Origin of the sequence: Paludibacterium flexuosum, assembly GCF_037076605.1 — a bacterium.
GTDB lineage: Bacteria > Pseudomonadota > Gammaproteobacteria > Burkholderiales > Chromobacteriaceae > Paludibacterium.
Genome location: NZ_AP029060.1, coordinates 1,952,351 through 1,972,499 on the forward strand (window position 1 = coordinate 1,952,351; position 20,149 = coordinate 1,972,499).

The 20,149-nt window shown below is 63.9% G+C and carries 22 protein-coding genes and 1 pseudogene; 15 read left to right on the forward strand and 8 right to left on the reverse strand.

Annotated elements, in window-relative coordinates:
• The first annotated feature begins 62 nt into the window (after positions 1-62).
• On the forward strand, positions 63-953 hold the full coding sequence (locus AACH39_RS09235) for a GNAT family N-acetyltransferase (protein WP_338619731.1): 891 nt from the start codon (positions 63-65) through the stop codon (positions 951-953).
• 332 nt (positions 954-1,285) lie between these two features.
• Here the strand turns inward: AACH39_RS09235 and arsB are convergent, their stop codons facing one another.
• The 3 genes from arsB to AACH39_RS09250 are packed head-to-tail and all read right to left on the reverse strand — an operon-like array spanning position 1,286 to position 3,121.
• Entirely contained in the window at positions 1,286-2,359 is a 1,074-nt protein-coding gene (gene arsB, locus AACH39_RS09240) for an ACR3 family arsenite efflux transporter (protein WP_215780662.1), read from the reverse strand.
• Positions 2,356-2,778 (reverse strand): arsenate reductase ArsC, encoded by a 423-nt coding sequence (locus AACH39_RS09245; protein WP_215780660.1) that lies wholly within the window; start codon positions 2,776-2,778, stop codon positions 2,356-2,358. The genes arsB and AACH39_RS09245 overlap by 4 nt, the downstream gene beginning before the upstream one ends.
• On the reverse strand, positions 2,771-3,121 hold the full coding sequence (locus AACH39_RS09250; RefSeq protein WP_215780657.1) for a metalloregulator ArsR/SmtB family transcription factor: 351 nt from the start codon (positions 3,119-3,121) through the stop codon (positions 2,771-2,773). The genes AACH39_RS09245 and AACH39_RS09250 overlap by 8 nt, the downstream gene beginning before the upstream one ends.
• 111 nt (positions 3,122-3,232) lie before the next feature.
• On the opposite strand from AACH39_RS09250, the gene AACH39_RS09255 reads away from it, so the two are divergent.
• A complete protein-coding gene (locus AACH39_RS09255; RefSeq protein WP_338619732.1) occupies positions 3,233-4,387 on the forward strand; it encodes a multidrug effflux MFS transporter in 1,155 nt (384 codons plus the stop codon).
• On the opposite strand, the gene AACH39_RS09260 is transcribed toward AACH39_RS09255, so the two are convergent.
• Positions 4,375-5,601: an MFS transporter gene (locus AACH39_RS09260; protein ID WP_338619733.1), complete on the reverse strand. Its 1,227-nt coding sequence runs from the start codon at positions 5,599-5,601 to the stop codon at positions 4,375-4,377. The two genes, AACH39_RS09255 and AACH39_RS09260, sit on opposite strands and share 13 nt — an antisense overlap.
• A gap of 236 nt (positions 5,602-5,837) precedes the next feature.
• On the opposite strand from AACH39_RS09260, the gene AACH39_RS09265 reads away from it, so the two are divergent.
• On the forward strand, positions 5,838-6,701 hold the full coding sequence (locus AACH39_RS09265; RefSeq protein ID WP_338619734.1) for a carcinine hydrolase/isopenicillin-N N-acyltransferase family protein: 864 nt from the start codon (positions 5,838-5,840) through the stop codon (positions 6,699-6,701).
• Positions 6,702-6,771: 70 nt separating this feature from the next.
• Positions 6,772-8,121 (forward strand): PLP-dependent aminotransferase family protein, encoded by a 1,350-nt coding sequence (locus AACH39_RS09270; RefSeq protein WP_215780647.1) that lies wholly within the window; start codon positions 6,772-6,774, stop codon positions 8,119-8,121.
• Here the strand turns inward: AACH39_RS09270 and ccoG are convergent.
• Positions 8,090-9,430, reverse strand: a complete 1,341-nt coding sequence (ccoG, locus tag AACH39_RS09275; protein WP_215780645.1) for a cytochrome c oxidase accessory protein CcoG — start codon at positions 9,428-9,430, stop codon at positions 8,090-8,092. The two genes, AACH39_RS09270 and ccoG, sit on opposite strands and share 32 nt — an antisense overlap.
• A 114-nt stretch (positions 9,431-9,544) precedes the next feature.
• Positions 9,545-9,934, reverse strand: a complete 390-nt coding sequence (locus tag AACH39_RS09280) for a nuclear transport factor 2 family protein (protein WP_215780628.1) — start codon at positions 9,932-9,934, stop codon at positions 9,545-9,547.
• Positions 9,935-10,101: 167 nt separating this feature from the next.
• Between AACH39_RS09280 and AACH39_RS09285 the strand changes: the two genes are divergently transcribed.
• Positions 10,102-11,022, forward strand: a complete 921-nt coding sequence (locus AACH39_RS09285) for a glutaminase (RefSeq protein WP_215780627.1) — start codon at positions 10,102-10,104, stop codon at positions 11,020-11,022.
• A gap of 12 nt (positions 11,023-11,034) precedes the next feature.
• Here the strand turns inward: AACH39_RS09285 and AACH39_RS09290 are convergent, their stop codons facing one another.
• Positions 11,035-11,376, reverse strand: coding sequence for a zinc ribbon domain-containing protein YjdM (locus AACH39_RS09290; protein WP_215780626.1), 342 nt, complete (start codon positions 11,374-11,376; stop codon positions 11,035-11,037).
• Between the two features lie 124 nt (positions 11,377-11,500).
• On the opposite strand from AACH39_RS09290, the gene AACH39_RS09295 reads away from it, so the two are divergent.
• From AACH39_RS09295 to AACH39_RS09315, 5 genes and pseudogenes are all read left to right on the forward strand, one after another.
• The gene (locus tag AACH39_RS09295) at positions 11,501-12,397 is read left to right on the forward strand and encodes an aldo/keto reductase (protein WP_338619735.1); all 897 of its coding nucleotides are present in this window, start codon (positions 11,501-11,503) and stop codon (positions 12,395-12,397) included.
• A gap of 168 nt (positions 12,398-12,565) precedes the next feature.
• Positions 12,566-13,594, forward strand: a complete 1,029-nt coding sequence (locus AACH39_RS09300) for an NADP-dependent oxidoreductase (protein WP_215780624.1) — start codon at positions 12,566-12,568, stop codon at positions 13,592-13,594.
• Between the two features lie 30 nt (positions 13,595-13,624).
• Positions 13,625-14,008 (forward strand): annotated as a pseudogene (locus tag AACH39_RS09305) (organic hydroperoxide resistance protein); the annotation flags it as partial.
• Between the two features lie 45 nt (positions 14,009-14,053).
• Positions 14,054-14,722, forward strand: a complete 669-nt coding sequence (locus AACH39_RS09310; RefSeq protein ID WP_215782630.1) for a type 1 glutamine amidotransferase domain-containing protein — start codon at positions 14,054-14,056, stop codon at positions 14,720-14,722.
• A 67-nt stretch (positions 14,723-14,789) separates the two neighbouring features.
• Entirely contained in the window at positions 14,790-15,272 is a 483-nt protein-coding gene (locus tag AACH39_RS09315) for a glutathione peroxidase (RefSeq protein WP_338619736.1), read from the forward strand.
• 26 nt (positions 15,273-15,298) lie between these two features.
• Here the strand turns inward: AACH39_RS09315 and AACH39_RS09320 are convergent, their stop codons facing one another.
• The gene (locus tag AACH39_RS09320; RefSeq protein ID WP_338619737.1) at positions 15,299-15,667 is read right to left on the reverse strand and encodes a VOC family protein; all 369 of its coding nucleotides are present in this window, start codon (positions 15,665-15,667) and stop codon (positions 15,299-15,301) included.
• 95 nt (positions 15,668-15,762) lie between these two features.
• On the opposite strand from AACH39_RS09320, the gene AACH39_RS09325 reads away from it, so the two are divergent.
• The 5 genes from AACH39_RS09325 to ybeY all read left to right on the forward strand — a co-directional run bounded on the left by AACH39_RS09325 (position 15,763) and on the right by ybeY (position 20,145).
• On the forward strand, positions 15,763-16,884 hold the full coding sequence (locus tag AACH39_RS09325; protein WP_215780616.1) for a metallophosphoesterase: 1,122 nt from the start codon (positions 15,763-15,765) through the stop codon (positions 16,882-16,884).
• Positions 16,885-17,038: 154 nt separating this feature from the next.
• Positions 17,039-18,367 carry a tRNA (N6-isopentenyl adenosine(37)-C2)-methylthiotransferase MiaB gene (gene miaB, locus AACH39_RS09330; protein ID WP_215780613.1) on the forward strand — a complete coding sequence of 443 codons (1,329 nt, stop codon included), beginning with the start codon at positions 17,039-17,041 and terminating at the stop codon, positions 18,365-18,367.
• 15 nt (positions 18,368-18,382) lie between these two features.
• Complete coding sequence (locus AACH39_RS09335; RefSeq protein ID WP_215780611.1) at positions 18,383-18,670, forward strand: YciI family protein; 288 nt, start codon at positions 18,383-18,385, stop codon at positions 18,668-18,670.
• A gap of 28 nt (positions 18,671-18,698) precedes the next feature.
• A complete protein-coding gene (locus AACH39_RS09340) occupies positions 18,699-19,664 on the forward strand; it encodes a PhoH family protein (RefSeq protein WP_215780608.1) in 966 nt (321 codons plus the stop codon).
• Positions 19,639-20,145 (forward strand): rRNA maturation RNase YbeY, encoded by a 507-nt coding sequence (gene ybeY / locus AACH39_RS09345; RefSeq protein WP_215780606.1) that lies wholly within the window; start codon positions 19,639-19,641, stop codon positions 20,143-20,145. Before AACH39_RS09340 ends, ybeY begins: the two co-directional genes overlap by 26 nt.
• The last annotated feature ends 4 nt before the right edge of the window (positions 20,146-20,149 follow it).

Genomic DNA, 20,149 nt, shown 5'->3' on the forward strand with positions numbered 1-20,149 from the left:
CATCGTCCTGAGCCTGCTGCGGGCTGTTACACTCACCAGTCTGACATTGTTATTCATTCATCATGATCATTACGCCTGCGACCAGTAGCGACTGGCCGGCGCTGGAGCAGCTCTTCCTGCACACCCGTCTGGCCACTTTTTACTGGCAAACCCCGGCACAGCTGAAGGCCGACAATTTGCGCCAGCAGAGCGAGGGCGAAGCCATCTGGCTGGCGCGCGACGCGACCGGCCAGTTGTGTGGTTTCATCAGCGTGTGGCAGCCCGATCACTTCATCCACCACCTTTATGTCGCCCCCGGCCATCAGGGCCAGGGCATTGGCCGCCTGCTGCTGCAGTCGTTGCCTGACTGGGGCCGCCAGCGTTACACCCTGAAGTGTCTGCAGCAGAACCTGGCCGCCAGGGCTTTTTATGATCGGCAGGGGTTTGTCCAGCTGGCGCGGGGCGAGGGCCCGGACGGCGCTTATTGCCTGCTGGCGCATGAGGGACGAGGCAGCATGATGTATGACCGCAAGACCGCCGACACAATGGACATCTCGCCCGCCACGTCCGCCGAACGCTCGGCGGTGCAAGCGTTTTACACCCTGGTCGGCTACAACGGCAGCTTGCGTGAGACGGACCTGATCATGGTGGCACGCCTGCATGGACAGCTGGTCGGTGCCGTTCGCCTGTGCCTGGAGCAGCAGACCATGGTGCTGCGCGGCATGCAGATTCATCCCTTGTATCAGCAACAAGGCATCGGTGCGCGCTTGTTAGGTGCCTGCATCCCGCACCTGCAGCAGGCGACTGCCTACTGCCTGCCCTATGCCCACCTGCGCAACTTCTATGGCCATGCCGGCTTCGAAACCGTGTCCGCCAGCGAGCTGCCACCATTCCTCGCCGAGCGACTCACCGACTGCCTGGCACAGGGAGAACCCCTAATTGCCATGCGCCGCCCCCCCAGCACCCACCGTTGATGGCGCAATGAAAGATTGCGCCCTACAACATCCACGTAGGATGCATTCGCGTAGGATGCATTCGCGTAGGGTGCATTCGCCGAAGGCAATGCGCCAATGGTGCATTCGCCGAAGGCAATGCACCGATGCAATGCATCAATGCAATGCCCCGATGCAACCCACCGATGCAATGCCCCAACCGTTGAGGCGCAATTAAAGATTGCGCCCTACCGCCACAGGATACATCCACGTAGGACACATTCGCGTAGGATGCATTCGCCGAAGGCAATGCATCAATGCAATGCCCCAATGCAACGCCCCCATGCCCCCCCCACCAACGGTTGACATGAACCTCACCGGCTGCCGAGATGAGGCCGCGGGTGTTCGTACCAGTCTCTGGAGCCATTCACGACCCGCACGACCAGCAACATCACCGGCACCTCGATCAGCACGCCGACCACGGTGGCCAGTGCCGCGCCAGACTCGAAGCCGAACAGGCTGATGGCCGTGGCCACGGCCAGCTCGAAGAAATTCGACGCCCCGATCAGCGCGGACGGCGCGGCAATCGCATGCTTTTCACCCAATTGCCGGTTCAGCCAGTAGGCCAGCGCGGCATTGAAAAACACCTGAATCAGGATGGGCACCGCCAGCAAGGCGATCACCAGCGGCTGGCGCAGGATGGCTTGCCCCTGAAAGGCAAACAGCAGCACCAGGGTGGCCAGCAGCGCCGATATCGACCAGGGTGCGATGCGGGCCAGGGTGGCATCGAACACCGCCTGTCCTCTGGCCAGCAGGGCTCGACGCCAGAGTTGGGCCAGGGTGACGGGCAAGACGATGTAGAGCAGCACCGAGGTGAGCAAGGTGCCCCATGGCACGCTGATCGAGGATATCCCCAGCAGCAGGGCGACAATCGGCGCAAAGGCAAACACCATGATGGTGTCGTTGATGGCGACCTGCGACAGGGTGAACAGCGGGTCGCCGCCGGCCAGGCGGCTCCAGACGAAGACCATGGCCGTGCAGGGCGCGGCCGCCAGCAGTATCAGGCCGGCAATATAGCTGTCGAGCTGCCCCGCCGGCAGCCAGGGCGCGAATAGCTGACGCACGAACAGCCAGCCGAGCAGGGCCATGGAAAAGGGCTTGATCAGCCAGTTGACCAGCAGGGTCACGCCAATGCCGCGCACGTGGTGCCGGATTTCATGCAGGGCGGCAAAGTCCACCTTGAGCAGCATCGGAATGATCATCACCCAGATCAGCAGCCCAACAGGCAGATTGACGCGGGCAAACTCGATGGCACCGATGGCATGAAACAGGCCCGGCGCCCACTGGCCGGCCGCGATGCCGGCCAGAATGCAGAGGACAACCCACACGCTCAGATAGCGTTCGAAGCGATTCATGGCCATGGCAGGACGAAGGGGCTGCGCCATCATGCCTGCTCCAGTCCGAGCGCGGCGCACACTGCCGGCACCAGGCGGGCGCGAATGTCGTCGCGCACCGCCAGGAATTGCTGCAAAGGCTCGCCATGCGGGTCATGAAAACCGACATGCAGCTGTTTGACCCGGCGCGGAAACACCGGGCAGCTTTCCCGGGCGTGATCACACACCGTCACCACCAGATCAATCTGCCGGTCCAGCCAGGTATCGACCGATTTGGGCCGCAAGCCCTCGCAGGGCAATCCGGCCATGCGCAGGGCGGTCAGTGCCCCCTCGGCCACTTGCGCCTGGGGCTGGGTGCCCGCCGAGATGGCCTGTACCCGCCCCGCCAGGTCATGGTTCAGAATGGCTTCGCCCATCTGGGAACGGCAGGCATTGCCGGTGCACAGCACCAGCACGGTCGGAAGGTCAGACATTTTGCATGGTCTCCGGTCGGTCGGCTGGCGTGCAGCAGGCTGTTGTCGTCAGACAGGGCGAGCCCTGACAGCAGTTCTGCGTCAGAAAGGCGATCAGGCCATCGACCGATTCATAGTTGGCTGAGTAGTGAATGAAACGGCTGGCGCGCTGACCACGGATCAGGCCAACCCGGCTGAGATGCGCCAGGTGGAAGGACAGCGTGGCCGGCGCCATGGCCAATTGGGCGGCAATGGCACTGGCGTGCAGACCTTGTGGTCCCGCTTCGACCAGCAGGCGAAAGACCGCCAGGCGTGAGGCATGCCCGAGGGCTGCTAGCAATTCGACCGCATTTTCTATTTCCATATTTCCATTATTATCGAATCATCAGCAAAAGCCAACCCTTGTGTCTGGTGCGCACAGGCACAGCTTGCGCCGATTTGTTAGCATGGCGTTTTCTCTTCAAGCCAACCCATCGTGCCCTCCTCTCTGCGCCGACTTGATACGGCCACCCTGTCCGCCCTGCTGCTGATCCTGTTCAATCCGCTGGGGGTCGATCTGTATCTGCCGGCGCTGCCTGCCATTGAACAATCGCTGGGGGGCCATGCCTCGGTCAGCATCAGTGTGTTTGTGTTCAGTCTCGGGCTGGGGCAATTGCTGTTCGGCCCGCTGGCCGACCGGATTGGCAGGCGGCCGGTGGCTTTGTCCGGCCTGCTGCTTTATGCCCTCAGCGCCCTGTTGGCCAGTCACAGTCAGCAGCTGGGCAGTTTTCTGCTGCTGCGGCTGACGCAGGGGCTGGGCGCCAGTGCCAGTGCGGTGTGCGCCTTTGCCGTAATCCGCGACTGCTTCGATGGTGATGCCGCCGCTCGCCGTTACAACCTGCTCAATGGCACGCTGAACATTGTCCCGGCGCTGGCGCCGGCGCTCGGTGGCTGGCTGACGCAGGGCTGGGGCTGGCCGCTCTGCTTTGAACTGCTGGCCGGCGCGGCCTTGCTGGCCTCGCTGTGGCTGGGCTGGCGTATGCCGGAAACGCGCGTCATCCGGGTTGCGCATGCTCGCCCGCTGCCGCTGGCTCGGGTACTGACCCACCCGGCCATGCTGCGTTATGGCTTCTGCTGCTGCGCGGCACTGGGGCTGATCATCAGCTATGTCACGCTGGCGCCGGCGGTGCTGATTGCCCGCGGCGGGCTGTCCGGCGGTGAGTTTGGCCTGCTGTTCGGGGCCAATGCCCTGCTGATCATGGCGGCCAGCTTCATCAGCCTGCGTACCATCGGCCGCTTCAAGCTGCGTCATGTCTTGCGCTTCGGGCTGTTGTTGATGTTGCTGGCCGGCCTGTTGATGTGGCTGTTGGCCGCCCGGCAGGGCGCGTGGCACTACATGCTGCCGGTGGGCGTGCTGGGGATCGGGTTCGCCTGCACGCTGGGTCCGGCCAGCAGTCTGGCCATGGCACCGTTCGGCGAGATGGCCGGGCGGGCCGCCGCGGTGGTGGGCTGTGCACAGATGCTGTTTGCCTCGCTGCTGTCGGCGACGCTGGCGGCCCTGCCCTGGCCGGCTGAATGGGCGCTGGGCGGTGGCATCATTGTGCTCAGTGGGGTCGGCTTGCTGCTGTTGCGGGATCGTCAGGGCGACTGAGTCGGTGCCAGCGGCGTCAGCCGGCGCAGGCGCCAGGCCAGCGCCAGCGCCAGTAGCTGCAACAGCGCGAGCAAAAGGATGACACCCGGCCAGCCGCGTGCCCCGAAGGCCAGACCGGAGACCGATCCGATGATACTGCCGCCCAGATAGTAACAAGCCAGATACAGTGCCGAAGCCAGTGCGCGCCCCTGGCGGGCGCGCAGGCCGACCCAGCTGCTGGCCACCGAGTGGCCGGCAAAGAAGCCGATGGTGCAGAGTGTCAGTCCGGCGATGATGAGCCACAGGCTGTCGGCCAGTGTCAGGCCGAGGCCGGCCAGGACGACGCACTGGGTCAGCCACAGCACATTGCGTCGCCCGACCCGATCGGACAGGCGCCCGGCCCAGGCCGACGACACGGAGCCGACCATGTACAGGCTGAACACCAGCCCGATGGTGCCGGGACTCAGCAGATAGGGGGCCGCTGCCAGGCGGAAGCCGAGATAGTTGTAGACACTGACGAAGCAGCCCATCAGGGCAAACGAGGTCAGAAACAGCCATGGCAGCCCGGCATCGGCCAGATGCGCGCGTGCGGCCTGTGCCATGTCGCCCAGTCGCGTGCGTTGCGGCCGGAAATGCCGCGATGGCGCCAGGTTGTGCCAGAACACCCAGGCACTGCCGACGCCCAGCAAACCGATCAGCAGCAGTGCCACGCGCCAGCTGAAGTGCTCCACCACCAGCGACGACAGAAAGCGACCGCTCATCCCGCCCAGGGCATTGCCGCCCACATACAGCCCCATCACCCGACCGAGCGAGGCAGGCTCCATTTCTTCTGCCAGATAGGCCATGGCGGTGGCCGGCAGGCCGGACAGGGCCAGTCCGACCAGTGCGCGAAGCAGCAGCAGCTGGCCAAAGCCGGTGGTCAGTGCGCAAGCCAGGGTCAGCAGGGCGGCCAGTGCCAGCGCCGCGCCCATGAGCGGCTTGCGGCCGACCCGATCGGCCAGCCAGCTGGCCGGCAGCAGGCCGAAGGCCAGGCTGGCGGTCGAGGCGGACAACACGCCGCTGGCGCTGGCCGCACTGATCCCGAAGGCCTGGCTGAACTGCGGCATCAGGGGCTGCAGGCAGTAGAGCATGGCAAAGGTGGCGAAGCCGCCGGCAAACATGCCGCGTGCCGTGCGCCAGAAGGCGGGGGTGCCGGCGACCAGACGGGCGGGTTCGGTGCTGCGGGGCAAGGACATGACGGAATCCGTCGAAGAGGTCTGTCGATTGTAAGCGACTTTGCGCTTTCTGGTGACGCTCGTGGTCCAGCAGCCATGGCGGGTGCCTCAGCCCGCTGCCATCGCCGGTCAGGGTGCCCATGCGGATTGTCTGTCCCTGAGCGCTGTCGGTCTGACCATACGGCACCGGCTGCCTGGGGCATTGCGCTATCATCAAGACGCCGAGCCTGACGATGCGTATGCCTTGTGGAGTGACTATGTCGCCGTTATCCCGAACCGCCCTGACCCTGATGATCTGCCTGCCGCTGTCTGCTGCCGCCTGTACCCTGTGGGGGGTGACAGGCTCACAGGCGCCCATGACGCTGATCGCCAAGAATCGCGACTGGCGGCCGGATCACCAGCAATCGCTGCGGCTGGTGAAACCGGTACATGGCCTGCCCTATGTCGGGCTGTTCGCCGATGGCGGGCGGGCGCCCGGGCTGAAGGCCGGCGTGAATCGTGCCGGCCTGGTGGTGGTGAGTGCCTCGGCCAGCAGTCTGACGCGCGCGCAGCGCGACGCCAGCAGCGGCGAACAGGGGGTGATGCGCCGCATTCTGGCGCAGGACGCGGATCTGGATGCCGTGGCGCAGCATGCCGCGCAGTGGTTCGCCCATGCCCGGCCGATGTTTCTGCTGCTGGCCGACCGCCACGGACTGATGCAGGTGGAGATCGGTCTGAATGGCCGCTATGCCCTCAGTCGGCAGCGCGATGGCAGCATGGCGCATACCAATCATTATTTCGACCCTGCCCTGGTGGACGGCGCTCAGCGTATCGGCCAGAGCAGCCGCGTGCGGCTGGCGCGGGTGCGCAGTCTGATCGCCGGGCATCAGGGGCCGTGGGCGATCGCCGACTTTCAGCGGATCAGTCATGACCAGCACGATGGCCCGGATGACAGCCTGTGGCGCCATGGTCGCGAAGATACCCTGGCCGGCTGGCAAGTGGCGCTGCCGGCGCAGGCGGCGCCGCAACTGTGGCTGCGGCTGGCCAACCCCGGGGCGCCGGTGCGTGATCTGCAGCTGACCCTGGACGAGGCCTTCTGGCGGCAAGCCGCCCAGACCCTGGCCGGGGCGGACGGGCGTTGAGCCTGTCATGGCATGCTCATGACAAGTTAATCATGCCGCCACATAATGAGCCCATGTCGATGGAACTGTCATGAGCAAATACCGCGAACTGGTCGAACACCTGATTCACAGCATCGAGCGGGGGGATTATCTGCCCGGTGAGCTGATCCCTTCGCTGCGCCACAGCGAACAGCATTTCAACGTCAGTCTGAACACGGTGCGCCGTGCCTACGAGGAGCTGGAGCGCCTGGGCTATATCGAGGCGCGGCCGCGCAGCGGTTACGTGGTGGCCCGCGGGGCTGCCGGCATGCAGGATCTGCTGGCCGCCCCGCTCGGTGCGCCGTTCATCAATCCGCAGCTGCATGACACCCGGGCGCTGACGCGGGCGTTTTTCCATGCCATGCGCCATTACCAGCAGGGGCTGGCGGAGCCGGCGCTGGCCGGTTTGCCGGCACTGCGGCGCCAGCTGGCGCGTCTGGCGCACGGTGAAGGCTGGTCGCTGCATGCCGACGAAATTCTGGTGACCTGTGGCGGGATGGAGGCTTTGTCGCTGGCGATTTCGGCGGTCACGCTCGGGCAGCATGAACCGGGGGTGGCGGTGCTGTTGCCGGCTTTCCCCGGCCTGCTGGGCCGGCTGAACGAGCAAGGGGTGCGCATCTGGCCCATGACCTTGCTGCCGGATGGTCTGCCCGATCTGGCGGCCATCGAACCGGCGCTGTCACAGGGCAAGATTCAGGCCATTGCGCTGATGAGTGTCTATGGTCATCCGCACGGCCAGACCCTCGGTCCGGCCGCCCGGCAGGCCATCCTGCAACTGGCGCAGCAGCACGATATCGCCATCATTGAGGACGATGCCTACCGCTGGCTCGGGTTTCATGCGACCACCCCGGTTCCCTTGCAGGCGATGGATCAGTCCGGACGCGTCCTGCTGTGCAGTACGTTCTCCAAGACGCTGACGCCCGGTTACCGTCTCGGCTGGCTGGTCCCTGGCCGCTATGGCGAGATCTGCCGCCGCCTGAAGCTGGCGCAGACGCTGTCGTCGCCCCTCCCCAATCAGATGGCGCTGGCCGAGTTGCTGGCGCAGGGCAGGCACAAGGGGATGCTGGCGCAGCTGACTGACCGGCTGGCGCAGCAGGTGCGTGCCGTGGAGGGGCTGCTGCACGACAGGTTGCCGTTCGGACGTTTCAGCCCGGCTCAGGGCGGCTATTTTGTCTGGTTGCGTGATCTGCCGGTCGACAGCAGTCATCTGACGGTGCAGGCCCAGCGCCACGGCATCCAGCTGGCGGCGGGCTGGCTGTGCCAGCCCGACGAGGTCGGCCGCCATGCCTTGCGCATCAATGCCAGCTACTACGATCCGGCGCAACAGGCCGCGTTCGACTGGCTGCTGCAGGCGCTGGCACAGCCTGACCTCAGGGCATCAGCAGCCGTGCCGCTTCGCTGACGCGCTGGCCGGGCTCACGCTGATCGACCAGTTCAAACTGCAGGGGATGGCTGCCCGGCGCCAGCACGGAGGGGTCGGCAATCACCGCCAGCTGCACGCTGGCGCTGCCATCGGCCGGTGCACGCAGTGGCTGGCGCAGGTCGGTGCGCACGACGCCGCTGCCGCGGACAGTCAGGGCGTATTGACGCGCCTCTGGCCGGGTATTCTGGATGCGCAGGGTATAGACATTTTCGATCAGGCCATCGGGGGTTTCGCGCGCCATGACCGCCCGGTCACGCAGCACATCGACGCGGAAGGGTTCGCGCCATGCCAGCCCCCAGACCATCATCGCCACCAGGGTGCCGAGCAGGGCGCTGTACACCAGCACGCGCGGACGCTGCCACAGGGTGCGTGCCTGCGGGGTCTCCGGGTTGAGCCGGTCAAGGCGGATCAGGCCGCGCGGCCGTCCGATCTTGTCCATCACCTGGTCACAGGCATCGATGCAGGCGGCACAGCCGATGCACTCATACTGCAAGCCCTGGCGGATATCGATGCCGGTCGGGCAGACCTGCACACAGAGGCCGCAATCGACGCAGGCGCCTTTGCCGGGGCTTTTCAGGCTGCCGCGCGGTTCGCCGCGCCGGGTGTCATAGGTGACCAGCAGGGTATCGGCATCAAACATGGCACTTTGAAAGCGGGCATAAGGGCACATGTGCTTGCACACGCTCTCGCGCAGATGGCCGGCCAGCAGCCAGGTAAAGCCGGCATAGCCCAGGGCAAACAGCCACTCCCATTGTCCGGCGCCGCCGTTGAACCAGCGCGGCGCCAGTTCGCGCATCGGCGAGAAATAGCCGACCAGGGTCCAGCCGGTCAGCAGGCTGAAGGCCAGCATCAGCGCCTGGGTCAGGCTCTTGCGCGCAAGTTTGCCGGCGGACCAGGGCGCGGCATCGCGGCGGCGGCGCTCGGCTGGCGGACCTTCGATCCAGCGCTCGATCCACAGCATGATCTGGCTGTAGACCGTCTGCGGGCAGGAGAAACCACACCACAGGCGCCCGGCCAGGGCGGTCCACAGAAATAGTCCCAGGGCACAGAGAATCAGCGTCCCGGCCAGGTAGATCAGGTCGCCGGGCAGCAGGGTGAGACCGAACAGATAGCCACGCATGCTGACGAAATCGAAGCGCACGGCTTGTCGCCCCTGCCAGTCCAGCCAGGGGGTGAGGAAGAACAGCGCCTGGGTGATCAGCACCAGGCCGACGCGCCAGCGATTGAACCGGCCGCTGGTCAACCGTGGATAGAGCTTGATTGGCTGGGCTTGCAGGGGCGTTGCCATCGGGTCGTGCCTCATCGGGAAAAACGTTCCCCGAGGGTAGGCACTCTGTGCCGGCGGCAACAGGCACAGATGGCACGCAATGACGGATACAGGCCCGGAGCGGGCCTGTATCTGTCAGGGATGCAGGGGTTCGGTCAGATGCGCACGGTTCTCCGGCGCCGGATAGGGGTCGGGCCAGTATTCCACCAGCCGGACGATCAGGTCGTCCTCGACACTGAAGAAGGAGATGGCGCGTGCTTGTTGCACGCCATCGGTAATGCTGACGTCGCTGACAACTTCATGTTCGTCGGCCACCAACCGGTTGATGGTGAAGCGCCATTTGCCATGTGCCGGGTATTCCTGGTTCATGCGTGCGAAGCGCTCGGCTCCGCGGATGCGTTCATTGGATTGCGGCCATTCCAGCACAAAACCGGGCGCCAGCAGCGGGCACACCGAATGGAAATCATTGCTGGCCATGCGGCGCCAGAATTCGCGCACCACATTCAGGGCAGAGGCTTGGGACATGGGGCACTCCTGAAACAGATGTCGAGGCATTGTGGCATCCTTGCCCCTGCCATGACAACGTCAACATCCATGCCATGGTTCTGCCCATCTTGCCGCACTCAGATCAAAGACTTGGCTTGGCAAACTGCGGTACGCTAGGCGCCCCGCTTGCCCATTTGCAGGACATCATGCAGGTTGATTATCAGGCCATCCTTGAGGATATCGCGCTGGAAGTGGCGCCGCTGACCCATCAGGGGCGCGTGGCCGACTATATTCCTTCGCTGGCACAGGTGCCGCTGGCTCAGTTCGGTATGTGCGTCGTCACGCTGGATGGCCGTTATTATTCGGTCGGCGCGGCTGACAAACGCTTCTCCATCCAGAGTATCTCCAAGCTGTTTGCCCTGACCCTGGCCTTCCGCCAGTTGGGGGATGCCTTGTGGGAACGGGTGGGACGCGAACCCTCGGGCAATCCGTTCAATTCGCTGGTTCAGCTGGAGAATGAGGCCGGCAAGCCGCGCAATCCGTTTATCAATGCCGGTGCGCTGATGGTGACCGATGTGCTGTGCAGTCACTCGGTCAACGCCCATCTGGCCATTTTGCATTTCCTGCGCCGCCTGAGCGGGCGGAGTGATATCCACTTTGATCACGCCGTGGCCGAGTCGGAAGCCGCCACCGGCCATCGCAATGCGGCCATGGCGCACTTCATGAAGAGTTTTGGTCGCATCCAGTCGCCGGTCGATGTGCTATTGAACAGTTATTTCCACCAGTGTTCGATTGCCATGAGCTGTCGTGAGCTGGCCACGGCGGCGCTGTTTCTGGCCAATCGCGGGGTGGTGCCGAATAGTGGCGAGCATTTGCTGACGGCCAGTGAGGCCAAGCGGATCAGTGCGGTGCTGCTGACCTGCGGCACCTATGATGCGGCCGGTGACTTTGCCTATCGGGTGGGCTTGCCGGCCAAGAGCGGGGTCGGCGGCGGGATTGTGGCCATCGTGCCGGGCGAACTGGCGGTGTGCGTCTGGTCGCCCGGGCTGGATGCCAACGGCAATTCGCTGGCAGGGGGCATGGCGCTGGAGCGCTTTACCACCCTGGCGGGTAACTCCATTTTCTAGGCGACCCGGCGCTCAGACTTTTTTCAGGAAGCAGGCCTTGAGCATGAAGTTGCCGGCATCCATGCGGCAATCCACTTCGTGATCGCCGCCGCTGACCAGGCGGATGCTTTTGACTTTGCTACCCATTTTGAGGGTGATGGAACTCCCCTTGACCTTGAGATCCTTGATCAGGACCACGGCATCGCCATCATGCAAGATGGTGCCGTTGGCATCCTTGACCGGTGCGGCCTCTTCTTCACTGGCCGCTGTGGCGAGCGCCGACCACTCGTGGCCGCAATCGGCACAGACATAGTTGTCGCCATCCGGATAGGTGTTTTCCATGGCGCATTGTGGGCAGGCGGGAATCTGGGACATGCTGCATTCCGATCAAGGTAAAAGAAGGCGAGAGGATAACCGATCCCCCTGATGGCAGAATAGTCTTCTACCGCGACATTTTCCCGGACCTGTGAGGCAACAGGCCGGTTTCAAGGAGTGATCGATGCTGAGTCCCCGTCTTTCCCTGAGCCGTCATGGCCCGTCTTTTTCCCGCATTGTGGCCGGCATGTGGCGTCTGGCCGACTGGAATCTGTCGCTGGCCGAGCGCATTCGTCTGATCGAGCAGTGTATCGAGCTGGGGGTCACGACGTTTGATCACGCCGATATCTATGGCGATTACCAGTGCCAGCAGCTGTTTGGCGCGGCGCTGCAGCAGGCGCCGGCGCTGAAGCAGCAGATTCAGCTGGTCAGCAAGTGCGGCATCAAGCTGACTTCGTCGCACCGGCTGGAACACCGCATCAAGCATTACGACACCAGCGCGGCCCATATTCTGGCCTCGACCGAACGTACGCTGGCGGAGCTGCAGGTCGAGACGCTGGACCTGTTGCTGATTCACCGCCCCGATCCGCTGATGGACTATGACGAGATGGCCAGGGCGTTTGAAACGCTGCGTGCCGCTGGCAAGGTGCGGCATTTCGGCGTGTCGAATTTCACCCCGCTGCAGTTCGAGGCGCTCAACAGCCGTATTGCGCTGGTGACCAATCAGGTGGAGTTCTCGCCGCTGCAGCTGTCTGCCCTGCAGGACGGGCAGTTCGATACGCTGCAGCGTCACGGGGTCGCCCCGATGATCTGGTCGGCGCTGGGGGGCGGGCTGTTGTTCCGCCACAATGACACTTCGCCGCTGCAGGCGGTGCTGGCCCAGCTGGCGGCGCAATACGGCAGCTCGGTGGCCAGCCTGGTCTACGCCTGGATCATGCAACTGCCCTGCCGGCCCCTGCCGCTCACCGGCAGCGGGCGGATCGAGGTGATCCGCGACGCCGTGGCCGCGTGCTCCTTGTCGCTGGAACGGCAGGACTGGTACCGGATTCTGCAGGCCGCCTGCGGCCACGAGGTCGCCTGAGTCAGGCATGCCGACCCGCCCGCAACGGGGTCGGCATTTTTCTTGCGCGACCACTAGACGACCGGTCTAATTGATATTATAGTGTGCTCATTGATGCCATCGCCGCAGTTGTCTGCGGATTTTTTTGGCCCACAACCTAGACGACTGGTCTACTCAACAGGATCTGCCATGACACACGCTTCACTGAACAATCGCCGTATCGTGCTGGCCTCGCGCCCGGTCGGCGCCCCGCAGGCCGAGAACTTCCGCCTGGAGGACGCCACGTTGCCCGCGCTGCAAGAAGGGGAACTGCTGGTGCGACAGGTTTATCTGTCGCTGGACCCGTATATGCGCGGTCGCATGAGTGATGCCAAATCGTATGCGGCGCCGGTGGCGATTGATGAGGTGATGGTGGGCGGCACCGTCGGTCAGGTGCTGCAATCCAGGGACCCCGACTTTGCCGAAGGTGACTGGGTGCTGGCCAATGGCGGCTGGCAGGAGCTGGCCGTCGTCGCGGCCGGGTCGGTGCACAAACTGGGGCGGGAGGTCGCCGAACCGAGCCGTTATCTGGGCGTGCTCGGGATGCCGGGCTTTACCGCCTATATGGGTCTGCTGGATATCGGCCAGCCGAAGGCCGGCGAAACGGTGGTGGTGGCCGCCGCGACCGGTGCGGTGGGTTCGGTGGTGGGTCAGTTGGCCAAGCGTCTGGGCTGTCGGGTGGTCGGCATTGCCGGCGGCGACGAGAAATGTCGCTACGCCGTGGAAGAGCTGGGCTTTGATGCCTGTATCGATCACAAGGCGGCTGATCTGCCCGGACGGCTGGCTGCGGCCTGTCCGCAGGGGATTGATGTGTATTTCGAGAATGTCGGCGGTGCGGTGTTCGATGCGGTGCTGCCCTTGCTCAACCCGGCCGCGCGCGTGCCGCTGTGCGGGCTGATCTCTCAGTACAACGCCACCGGCCTGCCGCAAGGCGAGGACCGCCTGTCGCTGCTGATGGGGACGTTGTTGCGCAAGCGTATCCGCATGCAGGGTTTCATTATTTTTGATGATTATGCCCATCGCTATGGCGAGTTTCTCGAAGCCATGCTGCCGCTGGTGAACAGTGGCGCGATCAAGCTGCGCGAAGACCGGGTCGAGGGGCTGGAGAAGGCACCCGAGGCCTTGATGGGTCTGTTGCAAGGCAAGAATTTCGGCAAGCTGGTTGTCCGGCTGGCCTGATCCCTATCCAACATCACGAGGAGCATCATGATGAAGATTTTTTACAAGACCAGTGCCACCGCCATCGGTGGCCGCAGTGGCCATGCCCGTCTGGATGACGGCAGCTTTGATGTGGAGATGTCGACGCCGGGCAGTGGCAAGTCCGGTGTCAATCCGGAACAACTGTTTGCGCTGGGCTATGCCGCCTGTTTCGACAATGCCCTGATTCATGTCGCGCAACGTCTGAAAATGGCGCTGCCGGGCAGCCAGACGCGGGCGGAAGTCGGCATGGGGCAGAATGCCAGTGGCGGTTTTTCGCTGGACGTTGATCTGCATGTCAGCCTGTTTGGCGTCGATCAGGAAAGCGGGGAGAAACTGCTGGCCGCGGCGCATGCCGCCTGCCCCTACTCTAATGCGCTCAAGGGCAATGTCGAGGTGCGGCTGCATCTGACGGTGGTGCCGAAGCAGGCTCGTGTGCTGATGGTGCTGACCTCGCACGATCAGCTGGGCAATACCGGCCACAAAACCGGCTTCTGGCTGGAAGAGTTTGCCGCGCCCTACTACACCTTCCGCGATGCCGGTGCACGCATTACCCTGGCCTCGCCCAAAGGCGGTCAGCCGCCGCTGGACCCGAAAAGCGATGATCCGGCGTTCCAGACCGAGGAAACCCGCCGCTTCCGCCAGGATCCTGCCGCTCAGGCCGCGCTGGCTGCCACGAGCCCGCTGGCCGGCCTCCATGCGGAGGACTTTGATGCCGTGTTCTATGTCGGTGGTCACGGTCCCTTGTGGGATTTGAGCGAAGATGCCCACTCGATCGCCCTGATCGAGGCTTTTGATCGTCAGCGCAAGCCGGTGGCCGCGGTGTGCCATGCGCCGGCCGTGCTGCGCCATGCCCGTCAGGCGGATGGCCGCCCGCTGGTGGCCGGCAAGCGGGTCACGGGTTTCTCCAATAGCGAGGAGGATGCGGTACAGCTGAGTGCGGTCGTGCCGTTCCTGATCGAGGACGAGTTCAAGCGTCTGGGGGCCGATTATCGCAAGGGCGATGACTGGCTGGCGCATGTCGAGGTGGATGGTCTGCTGATCACCGGTCAGAATCCGGCCTCTTCCGCCCCGGTGGCCGAAGCGCTGTTGCAGCTGCTGTCGCGATAAGTGATTCTCATTGCCGCCCCCGGTTGCCGCATGGCAGCATGGGGGCATTGATCTGCCCGGAGTTATCATGACATCCAATTTGTTGCGTCACCCGATTGTCGGCCTGGACGGCCAGCGTATTGACCCGGCCAGCCTGCAGGGCAAGGTCTTGCTGCTGGTGAATACCGCGAGCCAGTGTGGCTTTACGCCGCAGTTTGCCGCCCTGCAGGCGCTGCATGAGCGCTTTGCCGCTCGCGGTCTGGTGGTGGTGGGCTTTCCCTGCAATCAGTTCGGCAAGCAGGATCCGGGCAGCAATCAGCAGATCGGCGCTTTTTGCCAGAAGAATTTTGGCGTGAGTTTTCCGATGGCCGCGCGGATCGAGGTCAATGGTCCGCAGGCACACCCGCTGTGGCGCGAACTCAAGCAGGCTCGGCGCGGGGTGTTGGGCCTGGGCAGGATTCACTGGAACTTCACCAAGTTTCTGGTGAATCGTCAGGGCCAGGTGGTTGGCCGTTTCGCCCCGTTCACCCGGCCGGAAAAACTGGCCGCCCGCATCGAGGCCCTGCTCTAGGGGCCCCAGGCATCTTTCCGGCAGGCTCAGCCCGCCGGTTCCAGCAGGCGAATGCGGTGACCATCCGGGTCGAGCAGCACCATGCTGCGGCCATAGGTCATGTCCTGTGGCGGCTGGATGATGCACAGGCCCAGCTGCTGCAATGCATGGTAGCGCTCGTCCACGGCGTCCTCGTCGTCCAGCACGATGACCAGCTCGGCCCCGCCGCCGGCAATGGTCGCCTCCGGCTGCACGCTGTGTCGGGCCCACAGCCCGAGCCGCAGGCCGGAAGGCTGCTCGAACAGGACAAAGGATGGGTCGCTGCGCACCGGCAGGTCGCCGAGCACGGTCTGATAGAACGTGGCACTGGCGTCGGGATCGTCGACATAGAGCAGTACGTGAGAGGGAATCGCCATGGCAGCTCCTGTGCTTGCCTTTCTATTTTCCTGTCATAAACCGTTATAGTTGATTTTTTAGTAGTTTATTAATCTGCATTTGAATAGAGGCCTGCATGCCCCCGCGTCGCGTCATCTTGTCTTTTCTGCTGCTGTCCGCCCTGCTGCATCTGTATATCGGTCTGCGGCTGCTGAGTGCGCCCGGTCCGGTCTCGCTGGCCCTGTTGCTGCTCTCGGTGCTGGTGGTGCCGTTTTCTCTGCTGCTGCGCAGTATTCGCTGGCCGGCCCTGGCCGATGCGCTATCCTGGATCGGCCTGAGCTGGTTCGGTCTGTTTGCGCTGACATTGAGTTTGACGGCATTGCGGGATGTGGCGCTGCTGGCCATCCGGCTGGTGCATCCGGACTGGCTGGCCAGCTTCTCGCCTGACTCGGCCACGGCGGTCATCTGGCTGTCGCCTTTGTTGCTGCTGGTCGGCATGGCGGGGGCCCGCCGGGTGGCCCGGGTACGACAGGTCACGGTGCCGATTGCCGGTCTGCCGCCCGAGCTGGAAGGGCTGCGTATCGCCCAGCTGAGCGATATCCATGTCGGGCCGACCATCAAACGTGGGTATCTGGCCCGGATGGTGGCGCGAACGAATGCCCTGGGTGCGGACGTGATCGCCATCACCGGGGACGTGGTCGACGGCAGTGTACGGCAGCTGGCCGGGCATACCCGCCCGCTGGCGGACTTGCAGGCACCGCAGGGGGTCTATCTGGTGACCGGCAATCATGAGTATTACTCGGGGGCGCGCGAATGGATCGCCGAGTTTCGCCGGCTCGGCCTGACGGTGCTGGAAAATCAGCATGTGGTGCTGCCACGCGGATCGCGTTCATGGGTGCTGGCCGGGGTCACGGATTATTCGGCCGGGCACTTTGAAGGGGGGGTGGCCAGCGATCCGCAGGCTGCGCTGGCCGGCGCGCCCGCCGAGGCGGCGCTGCGCGTCCTGCTGGCCCATCAGCCGCGCTCGGCCCCTGCCGCGCAAGCCGCAGGTTTCGATCTGCAGCTTTCGGGGCATACCCATGGCGGACAGTTCGTCCCCTGGAACTGGCTGGTGCCGCTGCAGCAGCCCTTTGTCGCCGGGCTGCACCGCCTGGGTGATTTATGGGTCTACACCAGCCGGGGTACGGGCTACTGGGGACCGCCGGTCAGGCTGTTTGCCCCGTCGGAGATCACGCTGTTGCGCTTGACGCGCGCATAGAGAGGCTAGCGATTTGATGGCTTTTGGCCGTATAATCAGCGGTTTGAATACGCACCCGCCAGAGCGGCGCGTCACGCCCAAGCCCGTTGAGCCGGTTCAACGGGCTTTTTGCATCGGACATGCGCCCCTGGCCTGACAGGCTGGATCGATTGCAATGAAGAAAGTGTTTATCAAGACCTTCGGCTGCCAGATGAATGAGTACGATTCGGACAAGATGCTCGACGTACTCGGCAGCGCCGAAGGCATGGTCAAGACCGACTCGCCGGAAGACGCCGACGTGATCCTGTTCAACACCTGTTCCGTGCGCGAGAAGGCACAGGAGAAGGTGTTCTCCGACCTGGGGCGCGTGCGTGAGCTGAAGTTGCAGAAGCCCGATCTGCTGATCGGGGTGGGCGGCTGTGTCGCCTCGCAGGAGGGCGAGCAGATCATCAAGCGCGCGCCCTATGTGGACGTGGTGTTTGGTCCGCAGACCCTGCACCGCCTGCCGGAGCTGATCAAGAGCCGCCAGGACAGCGGGCGCTCCCAGGTGGACATTTCCTTTCCGGAAATCGAAAAGTTCGATCATATCCCGCCGGCCAAGGTGGAAGGGGGCGCGGCCTTTGTCTCGATCATGGAGGGCTGCTCGAAGTACTGCTCCTATTGCGTGGTGCCCTACACCCGGGGGGAGGAAGTCTCGCGACCGTTCGAGGACGTGCTGACCGAGGTGGCCGGTCTGGCGCAGCAGGGCGTGAAGGAAATCACGCTGCTGGGGCAGAACGTCAACGCTTATCGTGGCCTGATGGCCGATGGCAACATCGCCGACTTCGCCATGTTGCTGGAGTATGTGCACGAGATTCCGGGGGTGGAGCGGCTGCGTTTCACCACCAGCCATCCGCGCGAGTTCACCGACCGGCTGATCGACTGCTACCGCACACTGCCCAAGCTGGTCTCGCACCTGCACCTGCCGGTGCAGAGTGGTTCCGACCGCATCCTGATGGCGATGAAGCGTGGCTATACCGCGCTGGAGTACAAGTCGGTGATCCGCAAATTGCGCGCCGTGCGGCCGGATCTGTGCCTGTCATCCGACTTCATCGTCGGTTTCCCGGGCGAGACCGAAGCCGATTTCGAAGCCACGCTGAAGCTGACGCGCGACCTGGCTTTCGATCTGAGCTTTGTGTTCATCTACAGTCCGCGTCCCGGCACGCCGGCAGCCAATTTGAGCGATGACACGCCGCAAGAGGTCAAGGTGCGTCGTCTGGAGGCCCTCAATGAAGTGATTGAGGCCAATCATTACGCGACCAACCAGGCCATGGTGGGCAGCGTCCAGCGGGTGCTGGTCGAAGGGCTGGGCAAGCGGGAGGCGGGTCAGCTGGCGGCGCGTACCGCCAACAACCGGGTGGTGAATTTCCTGGGGCACCCGCGTCTGATCAATCAGATGATCGATGTCCGCATCGTCGAGGCCTTCGCGCATTCGCTGCGCGGCGAGGCACTCATCCAGGACTAACCCGGAGAACACGGCATGTATATTGTTTCGCTGACTTATACCCGTCCGCTGCAAGAGGTGGATGCCCTGCTGGAAGCGCACATTGCCTGGCTGAAGGACGCGTATGCCGCCGGTGTTTTCATCGCCTCCGGCCGCAAGGTGCCGCGCGAGGGTGGCGTCATTCTGGCGCGCGGCGAGCGTGCCGAACTGGATGCCTGGCTGGCCAGGGATCCTTTTGCTGTCGGCGCCGTGGCGCGCTACGATGTGACCGAATTCGTGCCGAGCATGACGGCGCCCGGCTTTGAAGTGCTGACAACGGCGTGACCGTACGCCTTCTGGAGATCTCTGCAACTTGCTGACAGAACCACTGAGTTTCAATCCCGTCGACAATGAGCGCCTGGCCAATCTGTGCGGCCCGCTGGACGAGAACCTGAAACAGATCGAAAACGCCCTGGACGTGGCCATTCAGCGCCGGGGCGAACATTTCAAGATTCAGGGCGAACTGGCCCGCACCGCGGTCCAGGCCCTGACCGAACTCTATCTGCAGGCGGAAAAACAGCCGGTGGACATCGAGGATGTGCAGCTGTGTCTGGTGGAGATTCGCCGCCAGGGTCCTGCGGCAGAACAGGAAGATCGACTGCACCTGCGCACCCGTCGTGGCGAATTGCGCGGGCGCACGCCGCGTCAGGCGCATTACATCAAGGCCATTCTCGAGCACGACATCACCTTCGGTATCGGTCCGGCAGGGACGGGCAAGACCTATCTGGCGGTGGCCTGCGCGGTGGATGCCATGGAGCGCGACCAGGTCAAGCGTCTGGTGCTGGTGCGCCCGGCGGTCGAGGCGGGCGAAAAGCTGGGCTTTCTGCCCGGCGATCTGGCCCAGAAGGTCGACCCCTATCTGCGCCCCCTGTATGACGCGCTGTATGACCTGATGGGTTTCGACAAGGTCACGCGCCTGTTCGAGAAGGGGCTGATCGAGATTGCCCCGCTGGCTTATATGCGCGGTCGCACGCTCAACAACAGTTTCATCATTCTCGACGAAGCGCAGAACACGACGCCGGAACAGATGAAGATGTTCCTGACGCGGATCGGCTTCGGCTCGCGCGCGGTGATCACCGGCGACGTAACGCAGATCGACCTGGCCCGGCACCAGAAGAGCGGCCTGGTGGAGGTCGAGCGCATTCTCGGCCAGATCCGCGGCATTCATTTCCAGCATTTCCAGAGCGAGGACGTGGTGCGCCACCCGCTGGTGCAGAAGATCGTCGACGCTTACGAACAATGGCAGGGTCAGGATGAAAATCGCCAAGCAAAGAACTAGACGACAAGCCGCTGCCCGTCTGCAGCTGGCGATCGAGTTTGTGGTGGACCCGACGGGTCTGCCGGATGCGGCCCTGCTGCGCCGCTGGGCTGAAGCCGCCCTGCTGCCGGACGTGGCGCAGGCGGAAATCGGCCTGCGGGTGGTGGATGAACAGGAAGGCCGCACGCTGAACCGCGACTATCGCGGCAAGGACTATGCCACCAATGTCCTCACCTTTGCCCTGAATGAGGGCGAAGATCCGATCCCCGGCATGCCGCTTTTTGGCGACATTGTGCTGACGGCCGGTGTGGTGGCGCGCGAGGCGGAAGAGCAAGGCAAAACACTGGATGCACACTATGCGCACCTGGTGGTGCACAGCATGTTGCATCTGCAGGGCTTCGATCATCTGGAAGAGGATGAGGCCGAAGCCATGGAAGCGCTTGAAACCGTCATCGTGAAACGGCTAGGATACCCTGACCCCTACGGCGAGGAGCACGCCTGAACAT

Bases quoted from the DNA above. Each gene is read 5' to 3' on its own strand.
- AACH39_RS09325 (WP_215780616.1), top strand. From the start codon at position 15,763: ATGCCCCCGCGTCGCGTCATCTTGTCTTTTCTGCTGCTGTCCGCCCTG.
- AACH39_RS09300 (WP_215780624.1), top strand. From the start codon at position 12,566: ATGACACACGCTTCACTGAACAATCGCCGTATCGTGCTGGCCTCGCGC.
- AACH39_RS09245 (WP_215780660.1), bottom strand. From the start codon at position 2,778: ATGTCTGACCTTCCGACCGTGCTGGTGCTGTGCACCGGCAATGCCTGC.
- AACH39_RS09250 (WP_215780657.1), bottom strand. From the start codon at position 3,121: ATGGAAATAGAAAATGCGGTCGAATTGCTAGCAGCCCTCGGGCATGCC.
- AACH39_RS09295 (WP_338619735.1), top strand. From the start codon at position 11,501: ATGCTGAGTCCCCGTCTTTCCCTGAGCCGTCATGGCCCGTCTTTTTCC.
- AACH39_RS09235 (WP_338619731.1), top strand. From the start codon at position 63: ATGATCATTACGCCTGCGACCAGTAGCGACTGGCCGGCGCTGGAGCAG.
- AACH39_RS09290 (WP_215780626.1), bottom strand. From the start codon at position 11,376: ATGTCCCAGATTCCCGCCTGCCCACAATGCGCCATGGAAAACACCTAT.
- AACH39_RS09270 (WP_215780647.1), top strand. From the start codon at position 6,772: ATGAGCAAATACCGCGAACTGGTCGAACACCTGATTCACAGCATCGAG.
- AACH39_RS09260 (WP_338619733.1), bottom strand. From the start codon at position 5,601: ATGTCCTTGCCCCGCAGCACCGAACCCGCCCGTCTGGTCGCCGGCACC.
- AACH39_RS09320 (WP_338619737.1), bottom strand. From the start codon at position 15,667: ATGGCGATTCCCTCTCACGTACTGCTCTATGTCGACGATCCCGACGCC.
- miaB (WP_215780613.1), top strand. From the start codon at position 17,039: ATGAAGAAAGTGTTTATCAAGACCTTCGGCTGCCAGATGAATGAGTAC.
- AACH39_RS09335 (WP_215780611.1), top strand. From the start codon at position 18,383: ATGTATATTGTTTCGCTGACTTATACCCGTCCGCTGCAAGAGGTGGAT.
- ccoG (WP_215780645.1), bottom strand. From the start codon at position 9,430: ATGGCAACGCCCCTGCAAGCCCAGCCAATCAAGCTCTATCCACGGTTG.
- AACH39_RS09280 (WP_215780628.1), bottom strand. From the start codon at position 9,934: ATGTCCCAAGCCTCTGCCCTGAATGTGGTGCGCGAATTCTGGCGCCGC.
- ybeY (WP_215780606.1), top strand. From the start codon at position 19,639: ATGAAAATCGCCAAGCAAAGAACTAGACGACAAGCCGCTGCCCGTCTG.
- AACH39_RS09315 (WP_338619736.1), top strand. From the start codon at position 14,790: ATGACATCCAATTTGTTGCGTCACCCGATTGTCGGCCTGGACGGCCAG.
- arsB (WP_215780662.1), bottom strand. From the start codon at position 2,359: ATGATGGCGCAGCCCCTTCGTCCTGCCATGGCCATGAATCGCTTCGAA.
- AACH39_RS09310 (WP_215782630.1), top strand. From the start codon at position 14,054: ATGGTGCTGACCTCGCACGATCAGCTGGGCAATACCGGCCACAAAACC.
- AACH39_RS09285 (WP_215780627.1), top strand. From the start codon at position 10,102: ATGCAGGTTGATTATCAGGCCATCCTTGAGGATATCGCGCTGGAAGTG.
- AACH39_RS09265 (WP_338619734.1), top strand. From the start codon at position 5,838: ATGTCGCCGTTATCCCGAACCGCCCTGACCCTGATGATCTGCCTGCCG.